12 protein-coding genes are annotated in these 17101 nt (G+C 36.6%); 8 read left to right on the top strand and 4 right to left on the bottom strand.

The window, feature by feature from the left end; translation table 11 throughout:
* Positions 1-84: 84 nt before the first annotated feature.
* A complete protein-coding gene (locus tag FT993_RS00490) occupies positions 85-1287 on the top strand; it encodes an NAD(P)-dependent oxidoreductase (protein ID WP_147860584.1) in 1203 nt (400 codons plus the stop codon).
* 97 nt (positions 1288-1384) lie between these two features.
* Complete coding sequence (locus FT993_RS00485; RefSeq protein WP_187240722.1) at positions 1385-2146, top strand: endonuclease/exonuclease/phosphatase family protein; 762 nt, start codon at positions 1385-1387, stop codon at positions 2144-2146.
* Between the two features lie 382 nt (positions 2147-2528).
* Here the strand turns inward: FT993_RS00485 and kdsA are convergent, their stop codons facing one another.
* The gene (gene kdsA, locus FT993_RS00480) at positions 2529-3347 is read right to left on the bottom strand and encodes a 3-deoxy-8-phosphooctulonate synthase (protein WP_147860582.1); all 819 of its coding nucleotides are present in this window, start codon (positions 3345-3347) and stop codon (positions 2529-2531) included.
* A gap of 319 nt (positions 3348-3666) precedes the next feature.
* Between kdsA and typA the strand changes: the two genes are divergently transcribed.
* The 4 genes from typA to FT993_RS00460 all read left to right on the top strand — a co-directional run bounded on the left by typA (position 3667) and on the right by FT993_RS00460 (position 9545).
* Entirely contained in the window at positions 3667-5469 is a 1803-nt protein-coding gene (gene typA / locus FT993_RS00475; RefSeq protein WP_147860581.1) for a translational GTPase TypA, read from the top strand.
* A 128-nt stretch (positions 5470-5597) separates the two neighbouring features.
* On the top strand, positions 5598-6887 hold the full coding sequence (locus FT993_RS00470) for an O-antigen translocase (protein ID WP_147860580.1): 1290 nt from the start codon (positions 5598-5600) through the stop codon (positions 6885-6887).
* Positions 6880-8457 carry a phosphoethanolamine transferase gene (locus FT993_RS00465; protein ID WP_147860579.1) on the top strand — a complete coding sequence of 526 codons (1578 nt, stop codon included), beginning with the start codon at positions 6880-6882 and terminating at the stop codon, positions 8455-8457. The genes FT993_RS00470 and FT993_RS00465 overlap by 8 nt, the downstream gene beginning before the upstream one ends.
* Positions 8454-9545 carry a glycosyltransferase gene (locus tag FT993_RS00460; RefSeq protein ID WP_147860578.1) on the top strand — a complete coding sequence of 364 codons (1092 nt, stop codon included), beginning with the start codon at positions 8454-8456 and terminating at the stop codon, positions 9543-9545. Before FT993_RS00465 ends, FT993_RS00460 begins: the two co-directional genes overlap by 4 nt.
* On the opposite strand, the gene FT993_RS00455 is transcribed toward FT993_RS00460, so the two are convergent.
* Genes FT993_RS00455 through FT993_RS00445 form a run of 3 tightly spaced genes read right to left on the bottom strand, consistent with a single transcriptional unit; the run spans position 9532 to position 12061 of the window.
* Positions 9532-10473 carry a glycosyltransferase family 2 protein gene (locus FT993_RS00455; protein WP_147860577.1) on the bottom strand — a complete coding sequence of 314 codons (942 nt, stop codon included), beginning with the start codon at positions 10471-10473 and terminating at the stop codon, positions 9532-9534. The genes FT993_RS00460 and FT993_RS00455 overlap by 14 nt on opposite strands.
* On the bottom strand, positions 10466-11362 hold the full coding sequence (locus FT993_RS00450; protein ID WP_147860576.1) for a glycosyltransferase family 2 protein: 897 nt from the start codon (positions 11360-11362) through the stop codon (positions 10466-10468). Before FT993_RS00450 ends, FT993_RS00455 begins: the two co-directional genes overlap by 8 nt.
* A gap of 15 nt (positions 11363-11377) precedes the next feature.
* Positions 11378-12061 carry a cell division ATP-binding protein FtsE gene (locus FT993_RS00445; RefSeq protein ID WP_147860575.1) on the bottom strand — a complete coding sequence of 228 codons (684 nt, stop codon included), beginning with the start codon at positions 12059-12061 and terminating at the stop codon, positions 11378-11380.
* A gap of 221 nt (positions 12062-12282) precedes the next feature.
* Here FT993_RS00445 and FT993_RS00440 point away from each other — a divergent pair, with 221 nt between their 5' ends.
* Positions 12283-15306: a tetratricopeptide repeat protein gene (locus tag FT993_RS00440; RefSeq protein WP_147860574.1), complete on the top strand. Its 3024-nt coding sequence runs from the start codon at positions 12283-12285 to the stop codon at positions 15304-15306.
* Positions 15307-15317: 11 nt separating this feature from the next.
* Complete coding sequence (locus tag FT993_RS00435) at positions 15318-17093, top strand: TonB-dependent receptor (protein WP_147860573.1); 1776 nt, start codon at positions 15318-15320, stop codon at positions 17091-17093.
* Positions 17094-17101 lie beyond the last annotated feature (8 nt).

Here is a 17101-nt window from a genome sequence, read left to right as displayed (position 1 = left end):
TTACCCAATAAATCCGAAAGTCTTCCGCTAACTTGTTAAAGACGAAGTGGTTTTAACTTTTGCCGATAAAATTTTTGTGAAAATATGAAAATAGGAATTATAAAAGAACGTAAAAATCCGCCCGACAGGCGAGTGGTGTTTTCTCCAGAAAAACTTTCTCAACTTAAAAAGCAATTTCCCAGCTGCCAAATTGCGGTAGAATCTTCAGCTATTCGCGTTTTTCCAGACGAAGACTATAAGCATTTGGGGTTTGAGGTAACGCAAGATATGAGCGACTGCGATGTGTTATTAGGAGTAAAGGAGGTGCCGGTTGAAGCTTTAATACCCAATAAAAAATATTTTTTCTTCTCGCATACCATCAAAAAGCAACCCTACAATAGGGCTTTGTTGCAGGCTATTTTGTCCAAGAATATAGAACTCTATGATCACGAAGTAATTACCGATGCCCAAAACAGCAGGCTTATTGGCTTTGGTCGCTACGCTGGTATTGTTGGGGCGTACAATGGCTTTAGAGCTTTAGGATTACGCGATAATTTGTTCAATTTACCCAAGGTAGAAGACCTACCCGATTATAATGCTGTGGTAGCCAACTTGCAGCAGGTAAAATTGTCACCTATTAAAATAGCGCTAACAGGATCGGGAAAAGTAGCCCACGGGGCACAAGAAATTTTAGAACACCTGAATATCAAAATGATTAGCGTGCACGATTTCTTAACCAAAAGCTATGATGAGCCGGTGTATACGCTGCTAGATGTGCTTGATTATAACAAACGTAAAGATGCTAAGGTGCTAGATAAATACGACTTTTACAATCATCCTGAACAATACGAATCTAATTTTATGCGTTTTTCGCGGGTAACCGACTATTTTATAGCCGGTCATTTTTATGGTGAAGGCGCGCCAAAATTGATTACCCAAGAACAAATCCAACAGCCAGATTTTAAGATCAATCTCATTGCCGATGTAAGTTGCGATATCAACGGACCCATTGCCAGCACCATAAGGGCTTCAACCATCGCCGATCCGTTTTATGGCTATGATAAAACCACTGGCAAAGAAGTCGCCTACGATGCAAAAAATGCGATTTGCGTAATGGCTGTAGATAATTTGCCTTGTGAACTACCTAAAGATGCTAGCGAAGGCTTTGGAGATATGTTTTTAGAGCATGTAATTCCCAACTTTTTTAATGACGACCCAGACGGTATCTTAGAACGGGCTAGAATGACGTCTAATGGAGAGTTAACCCCAAGATATGCTTACTTAAAAGATTATGTAAATGGGGAGTAGAGCATTTTTATGCTTGCTATTAGGCACCGGCATTCTTTTTTCTTGCGCTGGATTAAAGCGTTTGCCCAAAGCCGAAAAAGATAGGAATCTTAAGATCATGAGTTACAACATTAGGTATGCTCAAGAAGGTGTGGGAGAAATTAGCTGGTCGAACAGAAAAGAATTGCTCATAAGGCAGTTAAAAGAAGTGCCCGTAGATATCTATTTGTTGCAGGAGCCATTAGATCAGCAGATAATAGATATAAAAAAGGCGCTAACTAATTTTAGTTTTGTAGGAGATCGACGTGTTGAAAATGTAAAATGGGGAGGCTATAACGCTATCTTTTATAATGAAGATAAATTTGCCTTGTTAGAAAGCAATACGTTTTGGTTGTCTGAAACGCCCGAACAAGAATCTAAAGGCTGGGATGCCAAACAAGTTACCATTGCTACTTATGCATTATTAAAAGATAAGGCAACCCGTAAAAGGTTCTATGTACTAAATACTCATCTAGATAGAGTGGGAGAGGTAGCCAAATTAGAAAGTTTAAAACTGATCAAAAGAAAGATTGAAGAAATAAATAAAAAACACTACCCTGTTATAATAGGAGGTGATTTTAACTCGAAAGAGACCACAGCGCCTATTGCTTATTTTGATAAGTATTTTAAAGACGCAAAAAAAGTTGCTCAAACAGCGCCCATTGGGCCAAAGGGTACTTTTAATTATTTTAATTCACGAATACCGCATAAATACCGTATCGATTATATTTACGTATCTAAAGCGATAAAAGTAAAAAGTTATCAAGTTTTAGATAATCAGTATGAAGGAAGGTATCCTTCAGATCATTATCCGGTTTACGTAGCCTTGATGCTTCCTTAGCACTAGACAAACTTTTATTATCAACCATAAGATTTTACTAAATAAAACATAGCCTTTAAGGCTATGTTTTATTTATTTTATGGGGTAATTGCCAGCTAATTAATGAAAACTACAGCAGCTTTTAATGACAAGTTGTAGGGCTTGTAAACACAAGCCTTTGAGAGTGTAATAAAATATTGTACAATATTCCACCAAAAATTGTACAATATTTTTATAAAAATTGTACAATATTTTTCAGAAAGTTGTACAACTTTTATAGAAAAGCTCTTTAGGTTGAAAACAAAACCCCAAGACCTTAATTTAAAAAGTTCTTGGGGTTAGGTTTAAAAGTTGAGCAGTTAGTGCTTAAAATCTATGCTACACTAAAGCCAGAGTCAAGCTTTTATAAAGCCTTAACGCATTTTCTAATTTGCACCAGGTTGTGTAAAAGTTTTTCTAGATGCTTAAGATCTAGCATATTCGCGCCATCACTTTTTGCGTTTGCCGGATCAAAATGCGTTTCAATAAAAAGTCCGTCTACATGATTCACCACTCCTGCACGGGCAATGGTTTCAATCATTTCTGGTCGGCCACCGGTAACGCCACTGCTCTGGTTGGGTTGTTGTAAGGAGTGCGTAACGTCTAGCACTGTGGGCGCATACTGGCGCATAGTAGGTATACCTCTAAAATCAACTATCATATCTTGGTAACCAAACATAGTACCGCGATCGGTAATCATAACTTGCTCGTTGTGGCTGTCGGTAACTTTTTTAACCGCGTGTTGCATGCTTTCTGGACTCATAAATTGTCCCTTTTTTAAGTTAACTACCTTATCGGTTTCGGCGGCAGCCACCACCAAGTCGGTTTGGCGCACTAAAAAGGCAGGTATTTGCAGTACATCTACATATTCGGCGGCCAGCTTTGCATCGCTAACTTCATGAATATCGGTTACGGTGGGTACCTTAAAAGTTTCGGCAACTTTACGTAAAATCTTTAAGGCCTTTTCGTCGCCAATCCCGGTAAAACTATCTATTCGGCTTCGATTGGCTTTTTTAAAACTGCCTTTAAAAATATAGGGTATTCCTAGTTTATCGGTAATATTTACCACTTTTTCGGCAATACGCAGTGCCATTTCTTCGCTCTCAATAGCACAAGGGCCGGCGAGTAAGAAAAAATTATCTTTATCTATATGTTTAATATGGGGTATTTGCTCTAAATTCATAACATTAACTTTAAGACAAAGGTAGAGAATAAATTAAAATTGATTTGCCGCTGAAGAAAAATTATAGCCAATGGGCATACTTTCGTAAACAGAGCCCTAACCAAGTAATTATACGGTAATAAGCGGTTATTTTTTAATCTTGAGCATTGCATTTTCTTTATTTATGAGTGAATTATTCCGCTTAAAGCGGATAGAAATCGTTTAAAATAAAGGGTTTATGTAAGTAAATGTTAGTTTCTTTAAACTTCATGTTATATTTTTAGGTTAAAGCTTTAATATCAGAAAATTAAGCGTAAATTTGCAGCCTTTAAATTACTATATGACTTCAATTAGAAACATTGCAATTATTGCACACGTTGACCACGGTAAAACCACTTTGGTAGATAAGATTATGTACCATTGCCGTTTGTTCCGTGAAAACGAAAACACAGGTGACCTTATTCTTGATAATAACGATATTGAGCGTGAGCGTGGTATTACGATTACCTCAAAAAACGTATCGGTTACTTACAAGGGAACCAAAATTAATATTATTGACACCCCTGGTCACGCCGATTTTGGAGGTGAGGTAGAGCGAGTTTTAAATATGGCCGATGGGGTTTTACTATTGGTAGATGCTTTTGAGGGGCCTATGCCGCAAACGCGTTTTGTATTGCAAAAAGCAATTGATTTAGGCTTAAAACCATGTGTGGTTATCAATAAGGTAGATAAAGAAAACTGTACGCCAGACGAGGTACATGAGAAAGTATTTGATTTGATGTTTGAGTTGGGGGCAGAAGAGTGGCAGCTTGATTTCCCATCGGTTTATGGTTCGGCTAAAAACAACTGGATGAGCACCGATTGGAAAAATGAAACCGAAAATTTGGAGCCGCTTTTAGATATGGTTATTGAGCATATTCCTGAACCTAAAGTAGATAAAGAAGGTACGCCACAAATGTTGATTACCTCTTTAGATTTCTCATCTTTTACAGGAAGAATCGCAATTGGACGCCTGCAACGAGGTGTTTTAAAAGAAGGTATGCAGGTTTCTCTAGTAAAAAGAGATGGTAGCATTATAAAATCTAAAATTAAAGAATTGCACGTTTTTGAGGGCTTGGGCCGTAGAAAAGTGCAAGAAGTTGTAGCAGGAGATATTTGTGCGCTAGTAGGTTTAGAAGGCTTTGATATTGGTGATACCGTTGCCGATGTAGAAAATCCTGAAGCTTTAAAGACCATTACCATAGATGAGCCTACTATGAGTATGTTGTTTACTATTAATGATTCTCCATTTTTTGGTAAAGACGGTAAATTTGTAACCTCAAGGCACATTAAAGAGCGTTTGACCAAAGAGTTGGAGAAAAACTTGGCATTGCGTGTTGAAGAAACCGATAGTGCCGATAAATTTATGGTTTTTGGTCGGGGTGTTTTACACTTGTCTGTGCTTATAGAAACTATGCGTAGAGAAGGTTACGAGTTGCAAATTGGGCAGCCGCAAGTAATCATTAAAGAAATAGACGGTGTAAAGTGTGAGCCGGTAGAAGAATTGACCATAGATTTACCCGAAGAAGTTTCTGGTAAAGCGGTTGAAATGGTGAGTATGCGTAAAGGTGAAATGCTTAGTATGGAAGCTCGCGGAGACCGTATGGTATGTGAATTCATCATTCCTTCACGTGGTATTATTGGTTTGCGTAACCAGTTGCTTACCGCAACAGCAGGAGAGGCGATTATGGCACACCGATTTAAAGAATACCAGCCTATTAAAGGAGACATTCCTCAGCGTTTGAACGGCTCTTTAGTTTCTATGGAAAAAGGTACCGCAATTCCTTATTCGATTGATAAACTACAAGATCGCGGTCGCTTTTTTATAGATCCGGGTGAAGATATTTATGAAGGCCAGGTGATTGGGGAGAATTCACGTCAAGATGATATGACGGTGAACGTAACCAAGACCAAGAAGCTTTCGAATGTGCGTTCGGCTGGAGCCGACGATAAAGCAAAAATTGTTCCGGCTATTAAATTTAGCTTAGAAGAAGCTTTAGAATACATTCAAAAAGATGAGTATGTTGAGGTGACTCCTAACCATCTTAGAATACGTAAAATTTTCTTAACCGAGAACGAACGTAAACGCAATAAAATAATCTAAAATAAAAAACTGTTTTAGTTTTTATATCACAATAACCCCAAACCAGCTGGTTTGGGGTTATTCTTTTTTAGTAGCTTACCTAAAGATTAATCTTCAATAGTGTATCTTCGTATCTTTAGTAGTTTCGAATGAGGTTTAGGTTTTTTAATACACATCGGCTTTTATTAAAAGCTTCTTATTTTAACGGAATTATTGTTGCGCTCAAAGCCTTATCTGGAGTGGTCACTACAATGGTAGTTAGTCGGGTAATAGGTCCGTCTGGCCTAGCTTTATTAGGAAACTTGCGAAATTTTACTCAGACTATTTCTAGTTTTACTGCCGAAGGTTATCAAAACGGGGCCATAAGATACGTATCAGAATACCAAGAAGACGCTAAGCAACAGCAACAAATTATCGCCAGTATTTTTCAATTGAGTATGGGGGTAGCGCTAGTCTTTGGGGTGGTGCTTTTTTTATTTTCTTCTTTTTGGAGTGAGGTGGTTTTCAAGACAGATGCATACGCAGACATCATTCGGTTGGTTGCTGTGGGCTTACCCTTTTTATCGCTTAATCTATTATTAATTTATATTTTTAATGGTTTAGAGCGCTACAAAAAATTAGTGGTACTTAATGGAGTTTTAAGCCTAGGCAATATGGTAATGACTATTGTCTTGGCGCTTCAAATGGGTTTAAGGGGCGCGCTTATAGGCGTTATCTTAGGACCAATATTAGTTTTTATCCTTATGCTTTTGGGGCTAGGAAAAGAAAGAGAGGTATTATTGAATTTATTTCAATTCAAATTATTTTCTCTTACTGTGGTAAAAAAATTAAGTGGTTATTTATTGATGACCATTTATGCTACCGCAATAGTTTCGGTTACTTATTTAATGATTAGAAATTTAGTAATTAAAACCTTATCTACAGAAGACGCTGGTTATTGGGAGGCTATGAATAGATTGTCTTCTTTTTACTTAATGTTTTTTATAAGCCTTACTTCATTTTATTTGTTACCCAAACTAGCAAAAACCGATGCGTATGGTAGCTTTAAAAAAGAGTTGAAGCATTTTTATACCCTTACAATCCCTTTGTTGGTAGTTGCATTTTTTATAATCTATTTTTTGCGTACTTGGTTGCTTCAATTGTTGTTGGGCGATGAATTTTTACCTACAGAGCGTTTATTTTTATGGCAGTTGGTTGGTGATTTTATAAGCATCTTAGCCATCGCTCTGGTAAAGCAGTTCCACGCCAAACGAATGATTAAGGCTTATTTAATTAGCAATAGCGTTTTAAACCTTTCCTATCTTATTTTTAGTCATCTGTTTATTGAGGTTTATGGGTTGCAAGGAATAGTGAAGGCCTATGCCTTGGCTTATTTTATCTATTTAATTCTTGTTTTGTTTTTCGTTTATATGCATTTTAATTCAAAAAAAAATGAATAGAATCTTCAACTTACAAGCCCCTAAAATGAGTTTAATTTTATTATTGGTTTACCCAATAATTTTGGCGCTGTTGCTGGAGGTAGGTATTCATCAAATAGGACCATCAACGTTTTTAAATGTTTTAGAGAATACGCTTTTTGGGATAATTATTTATGTGTCTGTTTTAATTTTAAATTCTTTTAAAGGCAGTAAATGGATTAGTAAAGCCATGTTGCTTGGCTTTTACTTGATTTTAATTATTGAAACCGGATTGTATATTCTATTTGAAACCAGATTTAACGCGAGTTATATTTATGTGATTCTAAATACCAATACTGCCGAGATAACCGAATTTAGCCAGACGTTCTCTACCTATTATCTGCTGTGGTTACTTTTATTTTTACTTCCTCTTTTTTCATTTTTTCCTAAATCTATAGCTTCCGCGAAAGCGATATCAAAACCCAAGATAGTAACCGGTGTCATATTTATTTTAATGTTAGCAGGGGTGCTTAAGTTTTCTAAGCTTATAATCTATAATTTACCGTATATCACGGTAAAATCTTACACGCAATACAAGGAGCAGGTAAATGAAATAGAGCAATTTAGAGCAGAAAATTTACAGATTGAAGTAGCAACCACTACTCAAAATGAGTTGATTGTGGTAGCCATAGGAGAATCTGCCAGTAGAAAACACATGCAAGTGTATGGCTATGATAGGCCTACCAATCCGTTATTGATAGCGCAAGACTCTTTAAAATTATTTAATGACGTGATAAGTTCTCACGTTTATACTATGGGCTCTTTATATGATGCCCTTACGCTGGCTAATTATGAAAACCCTAAAGCCTCACAATCGCTTATACAGTTTTTGAAAAGTGCCAACTACAAGACCTATTGGCTTTCCAATCAACGTCCCGTTGGCTTTCATGATAATTTAATTTCTAAACTAGCCTCAGTTTCTCATGAGACAGTATTTCTAAATTACTCCGCTTTTAATGAAAATGGAAATTATGACGAGGTGCTGTTACCTTTACTGAATGAAACCTTAAGTGAAGAAGGTAAAAAAGTTATTTTTCTTCACCTTGCCGGAAATCATTATGCTTATAATAAGCGTTATCCTACTCGTTTTAATTATTTTAAAACCGAAGAGAAAAACGAAAAAACGAGCAATATTAACACCTATGACAATGCCATTCGCTACAATGATTATGTGCTTTCGGAAGTTTTAAAGTTAATACAGCAACAAAACAAAAAGAGCGCTTTCTTATATTTTTCTGATCACGGAGAAGAGATGTATGATGTTGCTGAATTTTTTGGGCATTTTGAAGATAAACCCACTTCAACGATGTATGAAATTCCTTTTATATTTTGGAAATCTCCTAGCTTTGAAACGCCAACTGACTTTGTGATTGATACTAGTAGAGCCTATATGCTAGATGACTTTCCGCATACGCTAACCCATTTAATGGGCATTTCTGCTGAAGGTTTAAAAAGAACTAGGAGTATTTTTAGCGATTCTTTTCGGCCTAAAAAACGTCTGATTCAAGATGGAGTTGATTTTGATGAATTTAAAGCGAAAGAGAAAAAATGAGTTACAAAATAGGGATTTTAATCGATCGATTAAACGGGGGAGGAGCCGAGCGTGCTGCAGGAATTATATCGAAACTTTTATCTGAATTGGGGCATAAAATTTTTATAGTGACCTTGTTTGATGATGTAGCCTATCCCTACCAAGGAAAGTTGATTAATTTAGGGAAGTATAAAACCGGTTCACGCTCTTCACTTTCAAAATATTTAAGGTATAAAAAACTTCATACAACTTTAAAAGCCGAAAATCCCGATTTGATTTTAGATTTTAGAATGAAGGATTTTCCGTTAAGGGAAAAGTTACTGAATAGATTGGTTTTTAAATACCCCATGATAAATATGGTGCGCAGTTATAGGTTGGAGTGGTATTTTCCAAAACCCAAAAAACTCGCTCAACATTTATACGCGGATTATACCGGCATAATAACCGTAGCCAAAGAAATAAAGCAGATAGTACAACAGCAATACGGTTTTGGTAATGTTACAGCCATTCCTAATGCTATAGATATAAAAACAATTCAGCGTAAAGCTAACGAAAGCCTAAATACACCAGAGGAGTATATTATTGCTGTAGGTAGAAATCATCCTGTAAAACAGTTTGAGGCTTTAATCCTAGCGTTTTCAAAAAGCAATTTGCCAAAGAAAGGAATAAAATTGGTTATTATGGGAGATGGCTACGAGAGTGAAGTGCTCAAAAATAGAATTAGGCAACTCAATTTGCAAAAGCAAGTACAACTGCTAGCTTTTCAAACTAATCCTTTTCCTTTTTTAAAGCATGCTAAATTTTTGGTTTTAAGCAGTAAATATGAAGGATTTCCCAATGTGTTGGTAGAAGCATTAGCCTGCGGAACTCCTGTGGTGGCTTTTAATTGCTCTTCGGGGCCGAGTGAGATTATTCAACAAGAAAAAAATGGTCTATTGGTTGAAAATCAAAATTTTAAAGCCTTAACCAACGGGATGAATCGAATGATTGATGATAGAGCATTATATGAGCAATGCAAAGGTTTTGCACTTGAAAGTGTAGCTTGTTTCTCTATGGAAAAGGTGAAGCAGCTTTGGAAGCAATACCTAACTGGGCTCAAAAAGGAGTGACTTTAATTCCTCTTTTTATCAAAAAGGCTTTTAATTTTTTTAAACCCTGATACATCCAAAACGGACATTCAAGTAATACTTTCTGTTTAAAGCTGAGCGCCGAAAAATCTATCTCTTGTTTAAATTTTTTAAACAAGGCTTTATTCCGTTGATTTTTATACTGGGAGGCGTAATAATACCGGCTAGCATTAAGGTATTTTTTTAATTCGGGATGACTTTCCGCTTGACGGTCAAACTTCTTGAAATCTATTAGCTTTTTATTGCGAATAGTACTATTTGTCATTTGATTAGGAATGTCTACATAGTAAATTGCACAAGCCTTATAATAATAAGCCAATTTAAATTGAGAATTGGCTCTTATGTTAAAATCTAAATCCTCACCTATATCTACTGCGGTATTAAAATTTCCAATTTTATTTAACGCTTTTCTAGAAAATGCAACACAACTATAGCAATAAATAGGGTTGAATAAACTGGCGGTAAAGAAATCTTCAATTTTTACATATTGATTGGGCCTCACCCCTTTGGGAAGGTTTTTTACGGGAATAACGGTGTGGTTGTTAATCTTTTCTTCGTAATCGGTTCCGTAAATATCACATTCGGGAAATTTTCTGGCAAGGGTGTCAATTGCAGCAAGAAAGTTGGGCTTCCATTCGTCATCGGCATCTAAAAAAGTGATAATATCTCCTTTAGCATTAGAAATCCCAGTATTTCTTGAAGCTGATAAACCTTTATTTACCTCGTGTTGAAGAATGGTTGTTCTGGAATCTTTTATTTTTTCTGCACGAGATAAACTTTCATCTGTAGAGCAATCATTCACAATGAGTAATTCAAAATCTACTAGTTTTTGTTGCAATACAGAGTGTACACTTCGCTGTATATAATCAGCTTTATTATACATAGGTATAATCACAGAAAACCTAGGCATTTCTATCGAGTTGAATTAAGTGGTAAAGACGGTACAAGTCAAAAAGACGCAAAGAAGGTTTGGGTCCTAATAAATTTCGTTCGATGTGGCGTAAAGTGCTTTTTGGCAAGGAAGCGGCAGCACGATCTAACTTTATTTTTTTTAATTTTTTATGAAAGGCTAAAATTTTAATATAGTCGGGGTCAATAAGTTTATGTTGTTTAAAATACAAGGCAGCTTTTAAAGAATCTAAAGATTTTCTCAAAAATTCTTTACTGCTTTCTATCCCCAAATGATACACCGGATTATTAATATGTAAGATAGGTACCTCTGCTTGCTGAAGCTGGTAAGAAAATAGCGTGTCTTCGTGTCTTAAATTTGGGATATCTTCATTAAACTTTACTTTCTTAAAAACTGACTTACGGATTAGAAAATTGAGTGTAAGAAAAGAAACATAGGGCTTTCTACTTCGTTTTTCGGTATCTAAAGCTTCTCTTAAATTCCCATAATGCCAGCGTAAGAGTTGAGCAGCATCGGGCTTGTTGGGAATATACTTTATGCCTCCGTAAATAATGTCGTGCTCATTAGAGATAAATTTGAGGTAGTTTTTTATAAATTCATCTTTAATGGGCATCACATCGGCATCTAAAAAAAGTAGCCAATCAAATTTTGCAGTGTCTGCTAGAAGATTCCTAATTCTGCTTCTCCCAATATTTACTTTAAGTACTTGGTAAGATGCGTGGTCTAAAGCATTGATCTCTTCATTTTCATCTATACTAGATTGGTTGGTAGAAGCATCATCTAAACAAATAATTTCAAAATCGATTTTCTCGGCAGCGAGGAGTTGGTGTACTTTCTGTACCAATGGAAAAATAGTATAGTTATAAGTGGGAATCAGAACAGAAATCATAAATAAATCTTCTTTTTAAGCCGTTTTCTGTACAACTTCAAACACTTTTTGGCCGTCGCATTTTAAAGTTTTAGACGGGTATTTTAATAACAAAGCATAATCGTGTGTAGCCATTAAAATGGTATTACCGTTACGGTTTATTTCTTGCAAAACTTCCATTACTTCTACAGAGGTTTGTGGGTCTAAATTACCCGTAGGCTCATCGGCTAGTATTAATTCGGGGTCGTTGAGTAAAGCACGCGCGATAGCAATACGTTGTTGTTCACCACCAGAAAGTTGGTAGGGGTATTTAAAATTTTTGGTCTTCATACCCACTTTGTTTAATACCGTATCAATTTTTTCTTCCATTTTGGCCTTGTCTTTCCAGCCTGTAGCTTTTAAAACAAACATTAGATTTTCCTTGATATTGCGGTCGTTCAGCAATTTAAAATCTTGAAAAACCACGCCGAGTTTGCGGCGTAAGAAAGGAATATCCTTTTCTTTGAGTTTACGTAAATCGGTACCAACAATGGTTCCTTCGCCCTCTTTCAAGGGAATATCACCGTATAGCGTTTTCATAAAACTACTTTTACCGGTTCCTGTTTTACCAATTAAATAAACAAAATCACCTTTATTGATTTCTACATTTAATTCAGATAAAATAAGACTTTCTCTTTGGTAGATCGCCGCGTTGCGAAGCGAAAGGATAGATTGCGCCATAGTTTTTAAGATTTGAGGCTAAAGGTAACAAAAGTTTTTAAGTTCTATTTTACTAGCCTAGTCAATTTATAGGGGTAATAGAAAATTTCATGAGTTTGCTTTTGCGTCAAGCGGAAGTTGAGACGGACTAAAATGCTAAATTTGATATAATTATTAACCGGGTTTGGCGTTATGTAGTAAGCAATTCTTTTATATTTGAGTTTTGATAAAAAAACGACTTTATGTTTAAAACAATAGGATTTTGTTTAGTATTAGGAATCGGTTCGGGTTTCTCGAGTTACAGTCAGCAAACGGCAGTGTATACCGAGAATTTTATGACCTACCAGCAGGCGACTCGTTTATTCAATAAACAGCAGTACCAAGCCGCACAAAATTTGTTTAAAGAGGCCAAGCAGTTAACGCAAAGCGAAGAGCTTAAAGCCGATTGTGATTATTATATCGCGCTTTGTGCGGTGCGAACACAAGCGAGCAATGCCGAACAACTCTTAGATAGTTTTGTTCAAAATCACCCCACCAGTACCAAACGAAACTCGGCCTACTATAACGTAGCCAATTATTACTTTTCGGCTGGCAATTATGTTGAAGCTAGGAATTGGTATAATAAGGTAGATGTAGATGGTCTAAGCAAAGAAGAAAAAACTACTTATTATTTTAATAATGGGTACACCTATTTTAAGGCGGGTAGAACAAACGAGGCAAAGAAGTACTTGAACCGCGTGCGAGACGATCAAGAATTTGGGGCACAGGCGAAATACTATTTGGGTTTTATGGCTTATGAAGGCGATGAATATGAAGAAGCCAACCAGATGTTTGATGCCGTTAAAGGGGATAAACGTTTAGACAAAACCTTGTCTTACTTTCAAGCCGATATGAATTTTAAATTGGGAAAGTTTGAAGAAGCTATTGCTTTGGGTAAAGAACAGCTAGATCGCTCTAACCGACTTGAAAAATCTGAACTGAATAAAATAATAGGAGAAAGCTATTTTAACTTAGGGCAATATGAAGAGGCTATTCCCTATTTAAAAGAATACCAAGGCAAGCGCGGTAAATGGAATAATACTGATTATTACCAATTAGGTTATGCTTATTATAAACAAGGCGAGTATCAAAATGCCATAAATGAATTCAATAAAATTATAGACGGTCAAAATCACGTGGCACAGAATGCCTATTACCATTTGGCAGAATCTTATGTAGAATTAAACCAGAAACAACAGGCACTCAACGCTTTTAAAAATGCCTCTGAAATGGATTTTGAGCCTAAGATTCAAGAAGACGCTGCGCTTAATTATGCCAAGTTGAGCTATGAAATAGGAAACTCCTACAAAAGTATTCCCGAAGTATTAACCGATTTTGTTGAGCGTTACCCAAATAATCCGGCCACGACCGAGATACAGAACCTTTTAATCGATTCTTATATCACTAGTAAAAACTATAAAAAAGCACTAGATCTTTTAGAGGGTAGCAAACGCTTCAGCGATAAGCAAGTGTATCAAAAAGTTAGTTTTTATAGAGGGGTAGAGCTATATAATGAGAACCGTTACAGCGAAGCATTACATTACTTTAATCAATCTCTGGCTAATCGTAGCGATGCCTTATTTACGGCTAAAGCTACCTATTGGAAGGCCGAGACGCAATATAATTTAGGTAATTTTAAAGAAGCTTTAATTGGGTACAAGGAGTTTCTAGGTATGCCAAAAGCCAATGAAACCGAGGCCGTGCAAGCCATAGATTATAATATTGCTTATGCCTATTTTAAAACCAAAGACTATACCCAAGCCATAAAGCATTTTAAAAAATATAGCGAACAAGAATCGGTGCCATTAGCACAAAAGAACGACACCTATTTAAGACTAGGCGATAGTTATTTTGTAAGCAGTGATTATTGGCCCGCGATGGAGGCTTATAATAAAGCCATTGGTTTAAAGGGTATTGACTCTGATTATGCGTACTTTCAAAAAGCTATAAGCTATGGTTTTGTAGATAAGAATGAGCGTAAAATTGAAGATTTAAACAATTTCATTACCAAGTATCCTACAAGTATTTATAAAGATGATGCCTTGTACGAATTGGGAAATACCTATGTAGCCGAAGGTAAAACCAACCAAGCTCTTGAAGCATATAAACGTTTGCAAAAAGAACTACCTACTAGCTCGTATGTTTCAAAATCTATGCTAAAAGTAGGATTGCTGTATTATAACAACAATCAAGGCGAACAGGCATTGAAAACATTTAAAAAGGTCGTAGCCGATTACCCCAATACCACCGAAGCCAACCAAGCGGTAAAAACCGCGCGTAGCATTTATGTAGATTTAGGAAGAACAGAGGAGTATGCCCAATGGGTAAGCGGTCTTGATTTTGTTGAGGTAGCCGATTCTGATATCGATAACGCTACTTATGAGGCGGCAGAATTGCCTTTTATTGAAAATAAAATGACCCAAGCCAAAAAAGGATTTGAAAAATACTTGAATCAATTTCCAAAAGGTTTACACGCTTTATCGGCTCACTTTTATTTGGCTCAAATCAATTACGCCGATGAAAATTATGCAGCGGCCATTCCGCATTACCAATATGTAATCAATCAGTCGCGCAGTGAGTTTACAGAGCAATCCTTAGCCCGACTGGGTCAGGTTTACCTAGAACAAGAAGATTATAAATCGGCTATTCCAATTTTAACTCGACTGGAACAAGAAGCAGATTTCCCACAAAATATCACCTTTGCGCAGTCAAATTTAATGAAAGCCTATTATGCGCAAGAGCAGTATGCACAAACCATCACCTACGCCGATCGCGTACTTGAAAATCAGAAAATAGAAAACAGTATAAAGAGTGATGCGCAAGTTTTTATTGCTCGGGCGGCGATAAAATTAGGCGATGATGCAAAGGCTAGAAAGGCGTATGAAGCGGTAAAGAAAATAGCACAAGGAGCATTGGCAGCAGAAGCACATTATTATGATGCTTACTTTTTACGCGAAGATGGCGATTATCAAAAGTCAAACGAAGCGGTGCAAACTTTAGCCAGAGATTATTCGGGTTATAAGAAATTTGGAGGCAAAGGACTTCTCGTGATGGCAAAAAACTTCTATGATTTGAATGATGCCTATCAGAGTACCTATGTGTTAGAAAATATCATTAAGAATTTTAAAGCCTACCCCGATTTGGTTGAAGAAGCTAAAGCTGAATTGATTCGTATAAAAACCAATGAAGCCAAAACCAATTCTTCTGTAGAAACCCCTCAAAATTAGAAAAAATAGCTATGTTATATAATCATAAATTCAATACTTCTATGCGTTTTAAATTAGGTATATCCATTGGCTTATTCCTTGTTAGCACAGCCTTAAGTTTTGCCCAAGAAGACAAAGAAGAGCAAGGCGATATAGATACCGAACGCTTGATAATTGTAAAACCATATTCGCCCACGGTAAGCGATGCTTTTAAAATTAAGCAGAACCCAGTAATCAATGATTCTACCGAGCGACAAAAGAAAAAAGTAAACTACACCATTAATTCTTTTCCAGTAGCCTCAACTTTTACCCCAGCAAAGGGTAGAGCGGCCCGAGTGCAACAACAGGCTTTACCCGCAAGTTTTGATAATTATGCTTCTTTGGGTGTGGGCAACTACTTTAATGTAGACGCTGCTTTTTTCGGACGTATCCCGCTAAGTCGTTACCAAGATCTCAATTTAAGTTTTACACACCAATCTACCCAAGGAGGAATAGACGGAGTAGCCTTAGATGATGAGTTTTATGATACCCAACTCAAGTTAGGTTATGAGCAAGAAACACGTAGTTTTACCTGGGGTACACAAATTAATGCTTTACACCAGTCTTTTAATTGGTACGGTTTACCGCAAGAATTTTCTATTCCAGAACCTTTATTAGACGGTATAGAAACCGGTCACGCTTATTTAGGTGGCGGACTAGATGCATATTTAAATACGGGAGAAGGGGTATTTCAAGCTATTGATTTAAGCTATATGCGCTTCGCAGATAATTGGGGTGCAGGTGAGAATAGATTGGTTTTAACCCCTAAATTTGAACTGCCTTTAACGCAAATGCCTGTAGACCTAGAGCTAAAATTTGATTATGTAAATGGTAATTTTGACGAACAACCCAATAATGTAAGTTTTATGCCTAAATACGCTTACCTGAATTCGAGTATTAGTCCGCGTATCGTCTTGTCAGATCAAGATTACTCGGTGCAATTAGGTGCCGAACTGGTTTACAGTATGGATGTTGAAAACGAGAAAAATAATTTTTATATCTACCCAAAAGTCAGTGGTAGTTACCGCTTAGCAGGCGATTACTTTACGGTTTATGGGGGCGCTCAAGGCGGATTAAAACAAAACTCTTATTATGGTTTTACCCAAAACAATCCGTTTGTAGCGCCGGCATTGGTGGTTGCCCCAACCGATAAACAATATAATGTTTTTGTAGGTGGTAAAGGTAAATTTACCGAAGCCTTAAGCTATAATGTAAAAGCCAGTTACCAAAACGAGGTGAATAAGGCTTTATTTAAACATAGCACAGATAACCAAAACGTAACCTCTCGTGAGGGTTACGAATACTTCAATAGCTTTGGCGTGGTTTACGATGAGGTAAATACATTACAATTATTTGCAGAATTACAATTGGATATTAACGATCAATTTAACCTAAAATTAAACGGAAGTTTTTATAGCTACGGGGAAGACAGAGAGCCAGAAGCTTGGAATTTACCACAATTTGAAAGTCAACTTATGTTAAATTATGCGATTGATCAAAAATGGTTAATAAGCGCGAGTATGTTGGCGATGGGCGAGAGAAAAGATAGTTTATTTATCATAAATAGCACCCCAGAGTCTAGTGCACAAACCCAAACGCTAGACGCTTTTATAGATGCCAATTTACGCGTAGATTATCAATTCACCGAGCAATGGGGCTTCTTTTTAAGAGGGAACAACCTGCTGGGCGATAATTATGAGCGTTGGTATGCTTACCCAACACAAGGTCTGCAAATTATGGCAGGAGCCACCTATCAATTTGATTGGTAAAAAGAAGA

The organism is Mesonia sp. HuA40 (assembly GCF_008017835.1).
Taxonomy (GTDB): domain Bacteria; phylum Bacteroidota; class Bacteroidia; order Flavobacteriales; family Flavobacteriaceae; genus Mesonia.
The sequence above is the reverse complement of the archived record's forward strand: the minus strand, read 5'-3'. Positions and strand labels throughout refer to the sequence as shown.